Source organism: Streptomyces sp. NPDC033178, assembly GCF_055577685.1.
Window position 1 is genome coordinate 285,080 of the sequence record NZ_JBVIPT010000015.1, and the last position, 16,170, is coordinate 301,249.

At 70.3% G+C, this 16,170-nt stretch carries 13 protein-coding genes; 6 read left to right on the forward strand and 7 right to left on the reverse strand.

Annotated elements, in window-relative coordinates; translation table 11 throughout:
- Positions 1 to 4: 4 nt before the first annotated feature.
- Together ACZ5VQ_RS33505 and ACZ5VQ_RS33510 are read right to left on the reverse strand one after the other, a co-directional pair.
- Positions 5 to 517 (reverse strand): MarR family winged helix-turn-helix transcriptional regulator, encoded by a 513-nt coding sequence (locus ACZ5VQ_RS33505; RefSeq protein WP_469108228.1) that lies wholly within the window; start codon positions 515 to 517, stop codon positions 5 to 7.
- Between the two features lie 196 nt (positions 518 to 713).
- Entirely contained in the window at positions 714 to 1,682 is a 969-nt protein-coding gene (locus ACZ5VQ_RS33510; protein WP_469108229.1) for an alpha/beta hydrolase, read from the reverse strand.
- Between the two features lie 199 nt (positions 1,683 to 1,881).
- Here ACZ5VQ_RS33510 and ACZ5VQ_RS33515 point away from each other — a divergent pair, with 199 nt between their 5' ends.
- Positions 1,882 to 2,337, forward strand: a complete 456-nt coding sequence (locus ACZ5VQ_RS33515; protein ID WP_469108230.1) for a MarR family winged helix-turn-helix transcriptional regulator — start codon at positions 1,882 to 1,884, stop codon at positions 2,335 to 2,337.
- Positions 2,338 to 2,433: 96 nt separating this feature from the next.
- Here the strand turns inward: ACZ5VQ_RS33515 and ACZ5VQ_RS33520 are convergent, their stop codons facing one another.
- Positions 2,434 to 4,536, reverse strand: a complete 2,103-nt coding sequence (locus tag ACZ5VQ_RS33520) for an RICIN domain-containing protein (protein WP_469108231.1) — start codon at positions 4,534 to 4,536, stop codon at positions 2,434 to 2,436.
- A 352-nt stretch (positions 4,537 to 4,888) separates the two neighbouring features.
- Between ACZ5VQ_RS33520 and ACZ5VQ_RS33525 the strand changes: the two genes are divergently transcribed.
- Together ACZ5VQ_RS33525 and ACZ5VQ_RS33530 are read left to right on the forward strand one after the other, a co-directional pair.
- The gene (locus ACZ5VQ_RS33525; RefSeq protein WP_469108232.1) at positions 4,889 to 7,693 is read left to right on the forward strand and encodes a beta-L-arabinofuranosidase domain-containing protein; all 2,805 of its coding nucleotides are present in this window, start codon (positions 4,889 to 4,891) and stop codon (positions 7,691 to 7,693) included.
- Positions 7,694 to 7,769: 76 nt separating this feature from the next.
- Positions 7,770 to 8,315 carry a GNAT family N-acetyltransferase gene (locus ACZ5VQ_RS33530; RefSeq protein WP_469108233.1) on the forward strand — a complete coding sequence of 182 codons (546 nt, stop codon included), beginning with the start codon at positions 7,770 to 7,772 and terminating at the stop codon, positions 8,313 to 8,315.
- Positions 8,316 to 8,345: 30 nt separating this feature from the next.
- Here ACZ5VQ_RS33530 and ACZ5VQ_RS33535 read toward each other — a convergent pair whose 3' ends face one another.
- The gene (locus tag ACZ5VQ_RS33535) at positions 8,346 to 10,004 is read right to left on the reverse strand and encodes an amidohydrolase (RefSeq protein WP_469108234.1); all 1,659 of its coding nucleotides are present in this window, start codon (positions 10,002 to 10,004) and stop codon (positions 8,346 to 8,348) included.
- A 27-nt stretch (positions 10,005 to 10,031) separates the two neighbouring features.
- On the reverse strand, positions 10,032 to 11,546 hold the full coding sequence (locus ACZ5VQ_RS33540; protein WP_469108235.1) for an APC family permease: 1,515 nt from the start codon (positions 11,544 to 11,546) through the stop codon (positions 10,032 to 10,034).
- 168 nt (positions 11,547 to 11,714) lie between these two features.
- On the opposite strand from ACZ5VQ_RS33540, the gene ACZ5VQ_RS33545 reads away from it, so the two are divergent.
- A complete protein-coding gene (locus ACZ5VQ_RS33545) occupies positions 11,715 to 12,419 on the forward strand; it encodes a TetR/AcrR family transcriptional regulator (protein WP_469108236.1) in 705 nt (234 codons plus the stop codon).
- An 88-nt stretch (positions 12,420 to 12,507) separates the two neighbouring features.
- On the forward strand, positions 12,508 to 13,458 hold the full coding sequence (locus tag ACZ5VQ_RS33550; protein ID WP_469108237.1) for a TauD/TfdA dioxygenase family protein: 951 nt from the start codon (positions 12,508 to 12,510) through the stop codon (positions 13,456 to 13,458).
- 33 nt (positions 13,459 to 13,491) lie between these two features.
- On the opposite strand, the gene ACZ5VQ_RS33555 is transcribed toward ACZ5VQ_RS33550, so the two are convergent.
- Both ACZ5VQ_RS33555 and ACZ5VQ_RS33560 read right to left on the reverse strand, forming a co-directional pair.
- Positions 13,492 to 14,298 (reverse strand): SDR family NAD(P)-dependent oxidoreductase, encoded by an 807-nt coding sequence (locus ACZ5VQ_RS33555; protein WP_469108238.1) that lies wholly within the window; start codon positions 14,296 to 14,298, stop codon positions 13,492 to 13,494.
- Between the two features lie 57 nt (positions 14,299 to 14,355).
- Entirely contained in the window at positions 14,356 to 14,658 is a 303-nt protein-coding gene (locus ACZ5VQ_RS33560) for an SCO4225 family membrane protein (protein WP_469108239.1), read from the reverse strand.
- Between the two features lie 243 nt (positions 14,659 to 14,901).
- Between ACZ5VQ_RS33560 and ACZ5VQ_RS33565 the strand changes: the two genes are divergently transcribed.
- The gene (locus ACZ5VQ_RS33565) at positions 14,902 to 16,140 is read left to right on the forward strand and encodes a helix-turn-helix domain-containing protein (RefSeq protein WP_469108240.1); all 1,239 of its coding nucleotides are present in this window, start codon (positions 14,902 to 14,904) and stop codon (positions 16,138 to 16,140) included.
- Positions 16,141 to 16,170: the final 30 nt, after the last annotated feature.

Consider the following 16,170-nt stretch of genomic DNA (forward strand, 5'->3'; position numbering starts at 1 on the left):
CCGGTCACCGCTCCTCCCCGCCCTGCCTGTCGCCCCGCGGTCGCGGCCGTGTGCGCGCATGGGCCTGCTCGAAGGCGCCCAGTCCTCGTCGCAGAGAAGCTCGTTCGCCGGGCGTCATCGCCCCGAACACGGACGCCAGACACAGGGATCGCCGCTCGGTGACGTCCGCGAGGAACCGCCGTCCGTCGGCGGTGACCACCAACCGCACCTCGCGGCGGTTGTGGGGCTGGACGGTCCGCTGCAGCAGCCCGGCGGACACGAGCCGGCCGCACAATCGGCTGGCTGTGGGCAGTCCTATCTCCAAGTGCTCGGCGAGAGCAGTGAGATTGAGCTCGGGCCGGCGGCGGACCGTCTGCAGGGCGAACAGCTGACGCGCGGACAGCTGGGGGACGACGTCCTCGGCCGCCGCGAACCAGAGCGTCACCAGGCTCTCCACCGTGTCGACGACGTGGCGGGCAAGCGTGTCCGGCTCGTTGCCGGGGTCCTGGTCGCGGCCCGTGGGCCGGTCGGTCTCCACAAGAGCTCTCTCAGTGAACTGCGGACAGGGCAGCTGTCATGTAGGTCGGCCCTACCCGAAGAACCGGGTCGTACACGGCCCGGCTCCCGCTCGTTGCACGCCTGCCCGGACCGCTCGGGGCCGAACGCCGCCCGGCCTCCCGTCCCTGCGCGCGGTGTGCGGGGTCGAGAGGCCGGGTCGGTGGCCGGACGGCCGGTCAGCCGGTGGCGAGCGCGCTCCTCAGCACGGTCACTGCCTGGCTGACGGCGGCGCGGGCCGCGTGGGTGTCGGCGAGGGCGTTGAGCATCACGAAGTCGTGGATGATGCCCTGGTAGCGGACCGCCGTGACCGGGACGCCCGCCTCGCGCAGCTTGTTGGCGTAGGCCTCGCCCTCGTCGCGCAGGACGTCGGCCTCGCCGGTGATGACCAGGGCCGGCGGCAGACCGGTGAGCTGCTCGGTGGTGGCGCGCAGCGGGGACGCGGTGATCTCGGCGCGCTGCGTCTCGTCGGTCGTGTACTGGTCCCAGAACCACTGCATGGCGTCGCGGCGCAGGAAGTAGCCCTCGGCGAACTGGTGGTAGGAACCGGTGTCGAAGGCGGCGTCGGTGACCGGGTAGAAGAGGACCTGCTGGACGAGGGGGACGTCACCGCGCTCCTTGGCCATCAGGGTCAGGGCCGCGCTCATGTTGCCGCCGACGGAGTCGCCCGCCACCGCGATACGGGAGGCGTCCAGGTTGTGGCCGGCGCCGTCGGTGACGACCCAGCGGGCGACGGTGTAGTTCTGCTCGATGGCGACGGGGTAGCGGGCTTCGGGCGAGAGGTCGTACTCGGGGAAGACCACGGCCGCGTTCGCACCGACGGCGAGTTCACGGACCAGGCGGTCGTGGGTGTGGGCGTTGCCGAAGACCCAGCCGGCGCCGTGGATGTAGATGATCACCGGGAGGACACCGGAGGCGCCCGTCGGGCGGACGATGCGTGCCCGGACCTGTCCGGTGGGGCCGCCGGAGACCGTGACCCACTCCTCCTCGACGTCGGGCTTGGTGATGTCGCCCGACTGCACCTCGTCGACCGCCTTGCGGCCCTCCGCCGGGCCGAGGTCGAACAGGTACGGCGGGTTCGCGGTCGCGTCGGCGAAGGCCGCGGCGGCGGGCTCCAGGACGGGACGGGTGCCGGTGGTGTCGGTCATGGCGATCTCCTCGGATCCGGTGCCGCGTGCAGGCTCCGTCGACGGTCTTTCGCCGGAGCGGCGGCACACCACGAAAGTAGCGCGCTATTCAGTCGTGCGCAACTTATTAGGGTCCGATAGAATCGAGGAGACTCGAACGGTAGAGTGGAGATCGCCGTGCGGCGCACCGCGACAGGCGCAAGAAGCAGGGAGCGACATCGTGAGCACATCAGGAGCCGAACCGACCCAGGAGGGTTCCCTGCTCCTGGACGACCAGCTCTGCTTCGCCCTCTACGCGGCCTCACGCGCGGTCACCGCGCGCTATCGGCCCCTGCTGGACGAACTCGGACTGACCTATCCGCAGTACCTGGTCATGCTCGTGCTGTGGGAGCAGGACCAGATCTCCGTACGGGACCTGGGCAACGCGCTCCAGCTGGAGTCCAGCACCCTCTCCCCGCTCCTCAAGCGCCTTGAGGCCAACGGCCTGCTGCGGCGCGAGCGCCGGGCGGAGGACGAGCGTTCCGTCGCCCTCCGCCTCACCGACGCCGGAGCCCGGCTCAGGGAACGTGCGGACACCGTCCCCCTCGCCATCGGCAACGCCATGGGCCTGACCCCCGAACAGGACGCCACGGCCAAGCAGTTGCTCCGCCTGCTGACGACAAACGTAACCAGGTGAGGACAGCCCGCACCCCCGAAGGGGCGCGGGGAACGGCGCGATTAGCCCCCACCGGGCCGCGGACAAAACATCGCGCCCCAGCGGAGCACTACCGCACTACTGCCGCGTCCACTTCTGATTCGCACCGCCACCACACGTCCAAAGGACGATCTTCGTGCCGTTGGCGGTAGCGGCGTTGTAGGCGTCCAGGCAGAGACCGGCGTTGACATTGGTCACGGTCCCGTCGGCGTTCACGTTCCACTTCTGGTTGTTGCCGCCGTTGCAGTCCCAGATGACGACCTTCGTGCCGTTGGTGGTCCCCGCCTGGTAGGCGTCGAGGCACTTGTTGCCGTAGACCACCAGCTCCTTGCGCGCGGTGTACGTCCAGGACTGGTTGACGCCGCCCGCGCAGTCCCACAGCTGGGCCTGGGTGCCGTTGGTGATGGTGTCGTTGTCGACGTCGAGGCAGCGACTGGACTGCTGTCCCGTGAACTGCGTGCCGTTGGTGCCGGGCAGCGGCCGTACCTCGATCGCGTCCAGGTCGGGCGTCCAGGCGGAGGCGTTGGAGAACGTCAGGGTGTTCGCCGAGCCCTTGGTCAGGGACACCTCGACCGAGACGGTGCCGGGCGTGGTCCAGGAGCCGGTCGGCGGGAAGGAGACCTTGGTGGCCGTCTGCCCGTTGACCTGGAGGACCGCCGTACGGGCCGTGCTGTCGCCGTTGGTGTAGGCGATGTCGACGACCTTGGTGCCCGTGTCGGCCGCCGAAACGGCGTTGAACCGCAGAGTGTTGGCCGCGCCGTTGCCGACGCCGCCCACCTTGGTGCCGCCGGAGCAGTTGGCGCAGGTGGCGTCGGCCGCGGAGCCACCCTTGGTGTTGCCGGAGGCCTCGGCCTCGTACGTGGCGCTCGCGGCCTCGGTGGCGCCGGTGACCGTGAGCATCACCGAGTCCTTGGCGGGGACGTTGACCGTGTAACTCGTGCCGAAACTGCCCACGTTCGCCCGCGTCCAGAGGTTGCGGACCGTCGCCGACGCGTTGGTCAGGCCCAGGTCCGACCAGCGGACGGTCATGTTCTGCGCGCTGGAGGTGCGGTTGAGCAGGACGACGGCGCGCTTGCCGGTGCCGGCGAGGACCTTGCCGTACACCTGCAGCCCGGAGGTGTCCTCGGCGACCTTGACGCCCTGGAGGCCGCGCGGATCCTGGTCGACCGCGATGACCTCGGGGTTCTTCAGGATGTTCGCCGATTCGGTGCTCATGGTCGCCAGGTTGTTGCCTGCGAGGAGCGGCGCCCCGGAGACGGCCCAGAGGTTCATGTGACTGCGGTTCTGGGCGGCGGTGAAGCCGTCCATGCCGACCATCAGCATGTCGGGGTCGTTGTAGTAGCCGGTGTGCTGGGCGGTGGGGTGCACGTTCGTGTCGTAGTTGGCCAGCATGCTGTCCCACGACGGGGAGTTGCCGTGGAAGATGATGTCGGTGTTGGTCCGCCACAGGGCGGCCATGCCGGCGCCCCAGTTCCACGGGTTCTGCTTGCCCCAGTTGCAGATCGACAGGGTCAGCGGCCGTCCGGTGGTGGCCGTGGCCTGCGCGGCCGCGTCACTGATCGCCTGGTACGTCGTCCTGGCGTCAAGGCCCTCGACGTCGCCGCCGCACCAGTCGACCTTGACGTAGTCGAAGCCCCACTGCGAGAACTGGAGCATGTCCTGCTCGTAGTGGCCCTCACTGCCGCTGCCCGGGGCCGCGGGGCGGCCGGTCGGGAAGTAGTAGCCGCAGCCGTCCCTGCCCGCGTCGGTGTAGATACCGGCCTTGAGGCCCTTGCTGTGGATGTAGTCGGCGATGGCACTCATGCCGCCGGGCCACTCGGACTCGTCGATCGTGATGTTGCCCGCGCTGTCGCGGGTGCCCTGCCACCAGCCCTCGTCGAGGTTGATGTACTTGTACCCGGCCGCAGGCAGGCCTGCCGCGACGAACGCGTCGACCTGCGCCTTGATGACGTTGTAGTCGATCTTTGCGGCGAAGGTGTTCCAGGAGGCCCAGCCCATCGGCGCCGTCGGAACCGGAATCTGATTCGACGTCACCGCGACCGGCTGCACCCGGCCGAGATCGACAGTCCCCTGTTCCTGTAGACCGACCAGGGCGCCGGCGGCCAGGGCGAGAACGGCGGCGCGGACAACCACAGCTCTGCACAGACGTCTTGCACGGGGGACGAACTGGTGAAAAGGCATGGGGGTCCTTCCGGGGGCGCGGTAACCCAGCACACACGAGTGGTCGGCATATCGAACGCTGCACGAGTTGTCGAACCGATGGGACGCCGAAGCTAGGCCCGCACCACACGGAAGTCAACGGATCGTCACCACTGGATTTCCATCAGTCGCACACGACTCGGGGGACGACACCCACGACAGACACCGGTCGCGCGAAATTAACCGGAGTCGAACGCGCCGGAAGCGTTGACGTGCACCCACCCCAAATCTATGTTTTGGTCGAACTTCCGCACGCCGTACGGCATTTCGAACATCCCCGACGTCCGTACACCGGTCGCCCGGTCCCGACCCTCCGCGCAGAGACGAGGAACGAATGGCCCCCGCCCTCCCCAGACGGAGACTCCTCCAGGCCGCCCTGTTCGCCACGGCGACCCCGACGTTCGCGTACGCGGCGGGAGGCGGTTCGGCCGCGGCCGCCACGCTGCCCGCGCCCTCCGCCTGGACGCTCCGGCCGTTCGAGCTCAAGGACGTGAAGCTCGGTCAGGGCGTCTTCGCCGCCAAGCGCCAGTTGATGCTCGACCACGGCCGCGGCTACGACGTGAACCGGTTGCTCCAGGTGTTCCGCGCCAACGCCGGGCTCTCCACCGGCGGTGCGGTCGCCCCCGGTGGCTGGGAGGGCCTGGACGGTGAGGCCAACGGCAATCTCCGCGGCCACTACACCGGCCACTTCCTGACCATGCTGTCCCAGGCGTACGCGAGTACCGGAGACCAGGCCTACGCCGACAGGATACGGACCATGATCGGCGCTCTGACCGACGTGCGCGCGGCCCTGCGCAAGGACCCGGCGGTGCTCGGTGTCACCGGGAAGTTCGGCACCGCTGCCGAGAACGTGCGGGGTTCCTACCAGTACGTCAGCCTGCCGGCCGCAGTGCTCAACGGTTCCGCGACCATCACCCTGTCGGCCTGGGTGAAGCCCACGCACGACGCCAACTGGACCCGGGTCTTCGACTTCGGCAACAACAACACCCGGTACATGTACCTGGCCGCCCGCAACGCGAGCGGCGTACCGCGCTTCGCCATCTCGACCAACGGGCCCGGCGGGGAACAGGGACTCAACGGCACAGCCGCGCTGCCGCTGAACCAGTGGAGCCATGTGGCCGTCACGATCTCGGGGAGCACCGGCACCCTCTACGTCAACGGCACCTCCGTCGCCCAGAACACGTCGATGACGCTCAACCCGTCGTCCCTGGGCGCCCTGACGAACAACTGGCTCGGCCGCTCGAACTTCGACGACCCGGTGTTCGCGGGCGTCTACGACGAGTTCAACGTCTGGTCGCGGGCACTGACCGCCGCCGAGATCACGTCGCTGCAGAGCAACCGCGCCGCCGCCTCCTCGGCGGGCCGCGGCACCCTGGCCTCGTACACCTTCGACGAGACCACGGGCGGCACCTTCGCCGACGCCTCGGGCCGTGGACTGACCGCCACCCTGCGCCGCACCTGGGGCGGACCGAGTCACGCCGGGTTCCTGGCCGCGTATCCGGAGACCCAGTTCATCGACCTGGAGTCTCGGACCAGCCCGGACTACACCAAGGTGTGGGCGCCCTACTACACCGCGCACAAGATCCTCAAGGGCCTGCTGGACGCCTACCTCGCCACGGACGACGCGCGGGCGCTCGATCTGGCGTCCGGCATGTGCGACTGGATGTACTCCCGGCTGTCCAAGCTGCCCGAAGCCACCCTGCAGCGGATGTGGGGCATCTTCTCCAGCGGGGAGTTCGGCGGCATCGTCGAGACGATCGTCGACCTGTACACGATCACCGGCAAGGCCGACCATCTCGCGCTGGCCAAGCTGTTCGACCTCGACAAGCTCATCGACGCCTGCGCCGCGAACACCGACACGCTCGACGGACTGCACGCCAACCAGCACATCCCCATCTTCACCGGCCTGATCCGGCTGTACGACGCGACGGGCGAGACCCGCTACCTCACCGCCGCGAAGAACTTCTGGGGCATGGTCGTGCCCCACCGCATGTACGGCATCGGCGGGACGAGCACGGCCGAGTTCTGGAAGGCGCGCGGGGTCGTCGCGGGCACGATCAGCGACACCACCGCCGAGTCGTGCTGCGCGTACAACCTGCTCAAGCTCAGCCGGATGCTGTTCTTCCACGAGCAGGACCCGAAGTACATGGACTACTACGAGCGGGCCCTCTACAACCAGGTCCTCGGCTCCAAGCAGGACAAGGCCGATGCGGAGAAGCCGCTCGTCACCTACTTCATAGGCCTGACGCCCGGTCATGTCCGCGACTACACCCCCAAGCAGGGCACCACCTGCTGCGAGGGCACGGGCATGGAGAGCGCCACCAAGTACCAGGACTCTGTGTACTTCAAGAAGGCCGACGGGAGCGCGCTGTACGTCAACCTCTACAGCCCGACCACCCTGACCTGGTCCGAGAAGGGCGTCACGGTCACGCAGACCACGGACTACCCCAGGGAGCAGGGCTCCACTCTCACCATCGGCGGCGGCAGCGCGGCCTTCGAGCTGCGGCTGCGGGTGCCGTCCTGGGCGACGAGCGGCTTCCGGGTAACGGTCAACGGCGGTGCGGTGAGCGGGACTCCGGTCGCCGGTGGCTACTTCGCCGTCTCACGGACCTGGCAGAGCGGTGACGTGGTGAAGGTCGCCATCCCCTTCCGGGCCCGGGTCGAGAAGGCCCTCGACGACCCGGGGCTGCAGACCCTGTTCTACGGCCCGGTCAACCTGGTCGCCCGTAACTCCGCAACGGCCTACCTGCAGTTCGGGCTCTTCCGCAACGCCGCGCTCTCCGGCGACCTGCTGCCGAGCCTCTCCCCCGTGTCGGGCAAACCGCTCCACTACACGCTGAACGGCACGGAGTTCGCCCCGTTCTTCGAGGGCACCGAGGACCCGACCCACGCCTATTTCCGGCGTTCCGAGCCCAAGGTGGTCTTCGGCACCACCGATTCCGGCGTCACGAACCCGGCCAGGTCCGACGGCACCACGCTCCTCGACGAGATCTGGGCGGGCGCACCCTTCGGCAACAAGGCAGCACTGGTCTCGCGCGTCCAGAGCACGGTGAACTCCTGGGTGTCGACGGGCCTTCTCGGCCAGGCCGACGGCCAGAAGGTGGTGACCACGGCGCAGAACGCCTCGTACGTGTCCTGACGCCTGTCCGTTCACGGCCCGACGTCCCGGGCGCCGCGGAACCGGGCGCGTATCGCGGTCGTGGGACGATCGGGCCATGCTGCTGGAGACCCCCAGGCTCGTACTGCGCCGATTCCGTGCCGAGGACGCGGCGCCGCTGGCCGCGTACCGGTCCGATCCGCTGGTGGCCCGCTACCAGAGCTGGACCGCGCCGGTGTCGCTCGACTCTGCGGTCCGGATGGTGCGGGGCATGGCCGCGGGGTCGCCCGAGGAACCGGGATGGTTCCAGTACGCGATCGAGCTCAAGGCCGACCGCTGTCTGGTGGGGGACGTCGGCGTCTGCCTGCACGAGAACCGCATGCAGGCGGAGCTCGGTTTCACCCTGGCCGGCGACCGGCAGGGGCACGGCTACGCCTCGGAGGCCGTACGGGCTGTCCTCGGCGATCTCTTCGAGCGCCGGGGACTGCACCGCGTCTCCGCCGAGTGCGACGCGCGCAACGACCGCTCGGCCCGGCTGCTGCGACGGCTCGGCTTCGTCCAGGAGGGTCTTCTCCGCCAGGCCACCTGGCTCAAGGACGAGTGGACGGACGACCTGCTGTTCGGCCTGCTGGCCTCGGACTGGCAGTCGTCCGACAGGCCCTAGCCTCCGACCTAGCCGTCCTGGTCAGGTCGGTCACGCGTCGGTTGCCGCGTACACCCGGCGGCCGTCGACGAACGTCTGGAGCACCCGCGTGGTGGCGATCTCCTCCCGCGGTCCGGCGAAAGGGTCACGGTCCAGGACGACGAGGTCGGCGAGCCTGCCGACGGTGATGCTGCCGGTGATGTCGTCGAGGTGGTTGGCGTGGGCGCTGCCCGCCGTGTACGCGGCAACGGCGGCGCCGAGGTCGATCCTCTGGTCCGGCAGGAAGGCAGGGGTGCCCTCGGGTGCGTCGGGGGCGACGCGATTGACGGCGACGTGGAGGGCCGCCAGGGGGTCGGGGCTGCTGACCGGCCAGTCGCTGCCCGCGGCGAGGGTGGCTCCGGCGCGCAGGAGGTCGCCGAACGGGTACTGCCACGCGGCGCGTTCGGGGCCGAGGAACGGGATGGTGAGCTCGTCCATCTGCGGTTCGTGGGCGGCCCACAGTGCCTGGAGGTTGGCGGTCGCGCCCAGTGCGCGGAAGCGAGGTATGTCCTCCGGGTGGACGACTTGGAGGTGGGCGAGGTGATGGCGGGTGTCGCGCCACCCGTTGGCCGCCCGGGCCGCCTCCACGGCGTCCAGCGCCTCACGCACCGCGCGGTCGCCGAGCGCGTGGAAGTGGACCTGGAAGCCGAGCGCGTCGAGTTCGGTGACGTACTTCTTCAGTTCGTCCGGCTCGACGAAGCTGAGGCCGGAGTTCTCGGAGGCGCAGCCGCAGCCGGTGAGATACGGGCCCAGCAGGGCGGCGGTGTGGTTCTCGGCGATGCCGTCCTGCATGACCTTCACGCTGGTGGCCCGGAACCGGCCACGGCTCGACTCCTCCCTGCGGGCGGCGAGTTCGGGGATCTGTTCGCCGCCCCGGCTCCTGTCCCACCACAGCGCGCCGACGACCCGGGCGGTGAGCAGGCCGCGGTCGACTGCCTCGTGATAGGCGGGCGTCGGATCGGTCATGTTGGCGTACTCGCCGACGATGGCGTCCTGCCAGGCGGTGACCCCGTACGAGTGCAGGACCGACTGGGCCCGCAGCAGCGCGGCGAGTTGCTCCTCGGGGCTGCGGTCGGGCATCAGGCGGGACACCAGGTGGGCCGCGCCTTCCTGGAGCATGCCGGTGGGGTTGCCGTCGGCGTCCCGCTCGATGCGGCCGTCGGACGGGTCGGGGGTGCGGGCGTCGATGCCGGCCCGTTCCAGGGCGCAGGAGTTGACCCAGGCGCCGTGGTGGTCGCGGTTGGGCAGGAACACCGGCCGGTCGGGGACGACCGTGTCGAGCAGAGCGGCGGTGGGCGTGCCGCCGGGGAAGGCCTCCATGGACCAGCCGCCCCCGGTGATCCACTCGGCGTCCGGGTGCTCGTCGGCGTACGCCCTCACCCGTCGCAGGTACTCCTGCGGGTCGACGGTGTCGTTCAGGTGGCACAGGCCCAGTTCGGTGCCCGCGCCCTGGGGGTGGACGTGGGCGTCCTGGAAGCCGGGCAGCAGCAGCCGTCCGGCGAGGTCGACGACCTCGGTGCCGGTGCCGATCAGCTCGTGGACCTCGTCGTGGCCGACGGCGACGATCCGCCCGCCGCGCACGGCCACCGCGGTGGCCCGGCTGCGCGCGGCGTCGACGGTGTGGACGGGTCCGCCGGTGAAGACGAGGTCGGCGGCCTGGGGGTGGGACATGGGTTCAACGCTCCAGAGGAGAAGGGGTCAGACGGCGGTGCGGTCCATCGGGAGTGCGAGGGAGTCGGCGTCGGTGCCGCGCCCGGTGGTGAAGTACGGCGAGCGGCGGGCGTACTTGGCGACGGCCGCCATGACGAGTCCGCTCAGCACGATGGTGACGGGCAGGGAGAGCATGAACCAGCCGTTGTCGGGGCTGAGTTCGATGTGGTCGGTCATGGTCAGGTACGAGTATCCGAGGTAGCCGCCGAGGCCGAGCAGGACCAGTCCGGAGGCGGCCGGCACACCGACGGCGAGCAGTGCCTCGCGGGGTCCGTCGTGCCGGGCGGCGCGGAAGCGGACGGCGCAGGCGAGCGCGGTGAGGCCGTAGTAGAGGGCGACGACGAGACCGATGGCGTTGACGGCGGCCAGCAGCATGTCGCTCAGCTTGGGGATGGCCATGGCGAGCAGGGCGATGGCGGCGGCGATCGACATGACGACGAGGGTTCCGGCGGCGGGTGTGCCGTACTTGGGGTGGATACGGGTCCACACCGGGCCCATCGTGCGGTCGCGGCCCATGGCGAGCAGTCCGCGGGCGGTGGGGATGACGGAGGACTGGACGGAGGCGACGGCCGAGAACATCAGGGCGAGCAGCGGGAGGCTGGCCCAGGGTTCGGCGGCGAGCTTGGCGCCTAGGTACGGAAGGGCCTGCGGACCGTTCTCGATGAGTTCGGGCAGGCTCATCTCCCGCTGGAAGGCGACCGAGGCGAAGATGAAGAGCCCGAGCATCGCGAACAGGGCGATGAATCCGCCGCGGGCCGAGTCGCCGGGGCTCCTGGTCTCCTCGGTGACGCTGAACGCCGCGTCCCAGCCCCAGAAGAAGAACACCGCGAGGACCATGCCCTGTGCGAAGGCCGTACCGCTGGAGATCTCGAAGGGGTTGAACCACGCCCAGGAGAAGTCCTGGTGGCCGGTGACCAGGGCCCAGGTGCAGAAGACCAGCAGGACGGCGTACTCGAAGACCAGCAGGCCGAACTGGAGCCGGGTGGCGCTGCGCACCCCGGTGATCGCGAGGACGGTGACGGCGGCGAGGACCACCAGACCGACGACCGTGCTCACGGCGGTGGACGTCGGGTCGAGGGCGATCCCGGCGAGGGAGTCCAGGCCGGCCTTGTTGGCGAAGATCAGCACGACCGAGCCGGTGACCGCGCTCGTGTAGGCGAGGAAGATGATCGAGCCGACGAGGGTGACCCAGCCGGCCAGGAATCCGGGCCAGGGGCCGAGGGACTTGCCGACCCAGGTGTAGCCGTTGCCGCAGTTGGGTTCCGAGCGGTTGAGGCGGGCGAAGGCGGTGGCGATGCCGAGGACAGGCAGGAACGCCAGGAGCAGCAGGGCCGGGGCCTGGAGACCGACGATCGTGCCGATGGCGCCCATGCCGATGGCGATGCTGGTGGTGGCCGCCGTGCTGGAGGCGGCGATGGCGACACCGTCGACGACGCCGAGCGAACGGCGCAGTTCGGCGGGCGGGCGGTCCGGGGCGGACTTGCCGGGAGCGAGGGAGGACATCAGGGCTCCTCACGAGGAGGGAGAGGGACGGGAGGAAGAGCCATGTGGGGGATGCGAAGGATGGAACAACGGCCGCACACCTTGCGTCAATGCTGTTGACATAAGGCCGGGGTGAGCCGTTCACTGAGCGTGCACAGGCCCGTCGACCGTGCGAAGGGATCCGCCCTCATGCCCACCCGCGCCCCGCAGGAACGCCGACGCCGCCGCCCGACCGCCTCGGGCGTCGTGCTGTCCAAGGAGCTCATCACCGAGACCGCGCTGCGGCTGATCGGCGAGCACGGTCCGGAGGCACTGAGCGTGCGCCGCCTCGGCGCGGCCCTGGGCTGCGACCCGAGCGCGCTCTACCGCTACTTCCGCAACACCGACGACCTGCTGCTGGCCGTGTCCGACCGGATCATCGGGGATGCCATGGCCGGCTTCGTCCCGGGTCCCGACTGGGTCGCCTCGCTGCGCGAGATGGCGATGCGGGTACGTGCCGGATACCTCGCCCATCCGCGTGCGGCCGCCATGGCCTCGTACCGCATCACCCGTCGTGAGCACGAGTTCCACGCCGTGGAGACCGGCGTGGGTCTGCTTCTGTCCGCCGGATTCCCGCCCGCCCAGGCCGTCCGCCTCTACCTGGCGTTCATCGACACCGTCCTCGGTCACGCGGCGCTGGACGCCGCGTGCCACGCACTCCCCCGGGAGCAGCGAGAGGCCGACGAGCGGGCGTGGACGGAGGCCTACCAGTCGGTCGCCCCGGAGTCCTATCCCGCGCTGAGCGAGGTGCGGGGCGAACTGCACGCCATGGCAGAGAGTTCCTTCGAACCGGCCGTGGACCTGCTGCTCGACGCACTGGCGGCCCGGGCCCCGGCCGTGCGCGCGCGGACGTGAACCGCTCCCCCGAGGCGCACTGTCGCACTCCGTACGGAGCGGTCATGCTTGCCCGGACGAGTCGGAACGAGCGATCGACGGAGCCCGGATGACGACGGACAGGGACACACAGGTCGAGGTGAAGCCGGTCGCGGGACACATCGGCGCCGAGATCACGGGCGTCGACCTGGCCGGGGACCTGGACGACGCGGTGGTCGCCGGGATCCGGGCGGCTGTGCTGCGCTGGAAGGTGGTGTTCTTCCGGGGGCAGTGCCTGGACCACTCCTCGCATGTCGCGTTCGCCCGGCGGTTCGGCGAACCGGTCCGCCTCGGCAGACGCGGCAGCGCCTCTCCCCCGGACTTCCCCGAAGTCGAGACGACGGCGGACCGGCTGGAACTCGGCGGGCGTTACGGCATGGACCACGACGAGTGGCTGCGCAGGCGCCGGCACTCGCTGCTGCGCGGCTGGCACTGCGACCACGGCGCCCGCGTCGATCCGCCGGCCGCGACGATCCTGCGGGCGGAGGACGTGCCCCCGTACGGCGGCGACACCACCTGGTCCAACCTGGCAGTCGCGTACGCGGGGCTCTCGGGGCCCGTACGGGACTTCGTCGACGGGCTGCGCGCGGAGCACCGGCTGGGGGTCGGTTATCAGCCACGGCCCGGCGACGACGCGTACGTACGGCATCTGCTGGACCGGCAGATCGCCTCCGACCATCCGCTGGTGCGGGTGCACCCGGAGACGGGCGAGCGGGTGCTGTTCGTCAACGGCTACTACGTCGAGCAGATCCTGGGGCTGTCCCGCATGGAGAGCGCGCCGCTGCTGGAGATGCTTCTCGGGCAGGCGACCCGGCCCGAGTACACCGTGCGGTTCCGCTGGGAGCCGGGGAGTGTGGCCTTCTGGGACAACAGGGCCACCATCCACCTGGCTCCCAGCGACACAGCCCACCTCGATCATTCCCGGGTCATGCACCGGGTGATGCTCTCGGGCGATGTCCCGGTCGGCGTGGACGGCAAGCCGTCGGCGCCGATCGTGGGGAGCGAACCGCAGCGCTGGTGAGGACGACGGGCGGGCCGGGCGAATCCGCGGGGCTCAGCCGGCCTTGGCCTGGGCCGAGATGCCGCCGTCCACCGGCATCGCCACACCGGTGACGAACGACGAGCGGTCGCTGCACAGCCAGGCCGCCGCCTCGGCGATCTCCCGGGGCGAGGCCATGCGCTTCTGGATCTGCGGGGCGATGAACGCCTGCTCCAGGTCCGGGTACTGACGCACGGCCTCTTCGATCATCTCGCTGCGTGTCGTACCGACGACGAGCGCGTTGACGCGGATCCCTTGGTCCCCGTACTCGGCCGCCGCCGCGCGGGTGATCCCCAGGATGGCGTGCTTGGACGCGACATACGGGACCGAGGCTCCGGTCGCGTAACGGCCCGCCGTACTGCTGGTGTTGACGATGGAGCCGACCTTGCCCGACGCGAGCATCACGGGCAACTGGTACTTCATGCAGTTCCACACGCCCCGGACGTTGACGTCCATCGTGCGGTCGTACACCTCGTCGTCGGTCTCGTGCAGGAGGGTGCCGACGGTGGCGTAACCCGCGTTGTTGAAGGCGGAGTCGAGTCCGCCGAAGTGTTCCACGGCCGCCTCGACCGCGCGGCGGACGTCGGCCGCGACGGCGACGTCGCCCGGTACGGCGAGCGCCCGCCCGCCGGCCGCTCCGATCTCCTCCTCGAGCGTGTTCAACCGCTCCTCGCGGCGTGCGGTCAGGACGACCGCCGCGCCCTCCTCCGCGAACAGACGTGCCGCGGCCGCGCCGATACCGCTGGACGCCCCCGTGATCATGACCACCTGGCCCGCGAGCAGGCCCTGGTGGCTCCCCCGTGTGATCTCTTGTCCGGTCATCGGGCGAGCATACGCATCACGACGTCGGCCGTAGCAGGGGCGAATCAGCCCCTCCGGTCAGCCCTTCCGGCTGCTGAGCCGCCGCCAGACGAGGTCGATGAGCCACGCGTTGGCCACGGCGGACGCGGCGAGTACGGCGTACAGCCAGGCCACCGATCCGCCCGGAATCGCCAGGACCAGCAGACTGGTCGGGGCCGTGAAGAGGACCGGGATCACGGCGGCGAAGGAGGCGTCCCCCTGAGGCTGCGACGACACGACGGCCAGCCAGACGATCAGCGCGGCGGACACCGCGAGATACAGACGAGCGGGCCAGGTGCCGAAAGGAGCGCCCAGCGTCTGGCCCCCGGTGACTGAACTCATCGTGCATGCTCCCTCGTACGAGAGGTTCCGGCCGCTCCGGTGCCCCACTGAGGTCCAGTCTCTTCGGGTGGGTCCGGTGGGGCATGAGTTCACGTACTCAGAACGGCCGGGCAGGTACTCACCCACGCACCTCCGCCATCGCGCCCGACGGGTACGTACTGGTGTCGCTGTTGCGACATGTCCCACCTGTGCCACCGGAATCGAGTGACATGGCATTCCGTACCACCGGATTCTGTCCAGCGCATGAACTTCTCCGCGCGTACGACGGAAGGCACGGGACTGATGAGACGGATCCGCCTGGTGGCGGCGATACCGACAGGACTCGCCCTGGCTGCCGGTGCCGTGGCGCCGGTGGCCGCTCGCACCGGTACGGGACCCACGGCGACGGCTGCGGCCGACGCTCCCGCGCCGAGGAGCCTCGGCACCGTGGGCCTGATCACGGGTGACCGGGTGACCGTGGGCACCGACGCCGAAGGGCGGCGGACCGCCTCGGTCACTCCCGGAGCCGGGCGGCGGCACATCCTCTTCAGGACCTACGAACAGGACGGGCGTCTGACCGTCCTGCCGTCCGACGCCGGGGATCTGGTCTCGGCGGGGCGCCTGGACCGGAAGCTGTTCGACGTGAGCGCGCTCCTGGCCCAGCGGTACGACGAGGCGCACAGTGACGCGCTCCTGCTGATCATGGCGGGGGCCGACGGCGCGGCGGCGTCCGCGGTGCGGCGGCTGGCCGGCCTCGCCGAGGACGGTTCGCCGGTCCGCCGCCTGGACACCATCGGCGCGCGATCGGTGCGGGTCGCGGAGGAGGATCTCGGCAGGTTCTGGAAGCAACTGGTCCCGGACGACGGCCCGGTGAGTACGGCACGGGCCGCCGGCACCCCTCGGGTGTGGCTCGACGGCCGGGTGAACGCCACGCTGGACCGCAGCGTCCCGCAGATCGGCGCACCGGCCGTGTGGAAGGCAGGCCAACAGGGCGAGTCCGTGAAGGTCGCCGTTCTGGACACCGGCGCGGACCAGTCCCATCCGGATCTGGCCGGACGGATCGCCGAGGCCAAGGACTTCTCGGGCAGTTCCGGGACCGGGGACGCCTTCGGGCACGGCACGCATGTCGCGTCGATCGTCGGACGCGGCGGCCCCCACGGCAGCCCGGACGAACCCACCGCCGCGCTCGTACGGGACAGCAATCTGCTCGCCGCTCTCATCGCCCTGTTCGAGCTCCACTGGGAGGACGCCGTCCCGCTCGACGTCGACGACTCGGGTGCGGTCGCCGGTACGGACGGAGTCGGCGGACCCGACCCGCTGTCCGCGATCGACCGGCGGCTGCTGGCCCTGCTGGTGGCAGGAGTCGCCGACAAGGCGGTGGCGACCCAACTGGGTCTGAGCCGCCGCACGGTGCAGCGTCACATCCAGCGCATGATGGAACTCGTCGGCGCGGCGACCCGTATGCAGCCGGCCTGGCAGGCCGCGCGCCGGGGCTGGCTCTGACGGCTGCTCGGACGGCAGAGCGAAACAGCC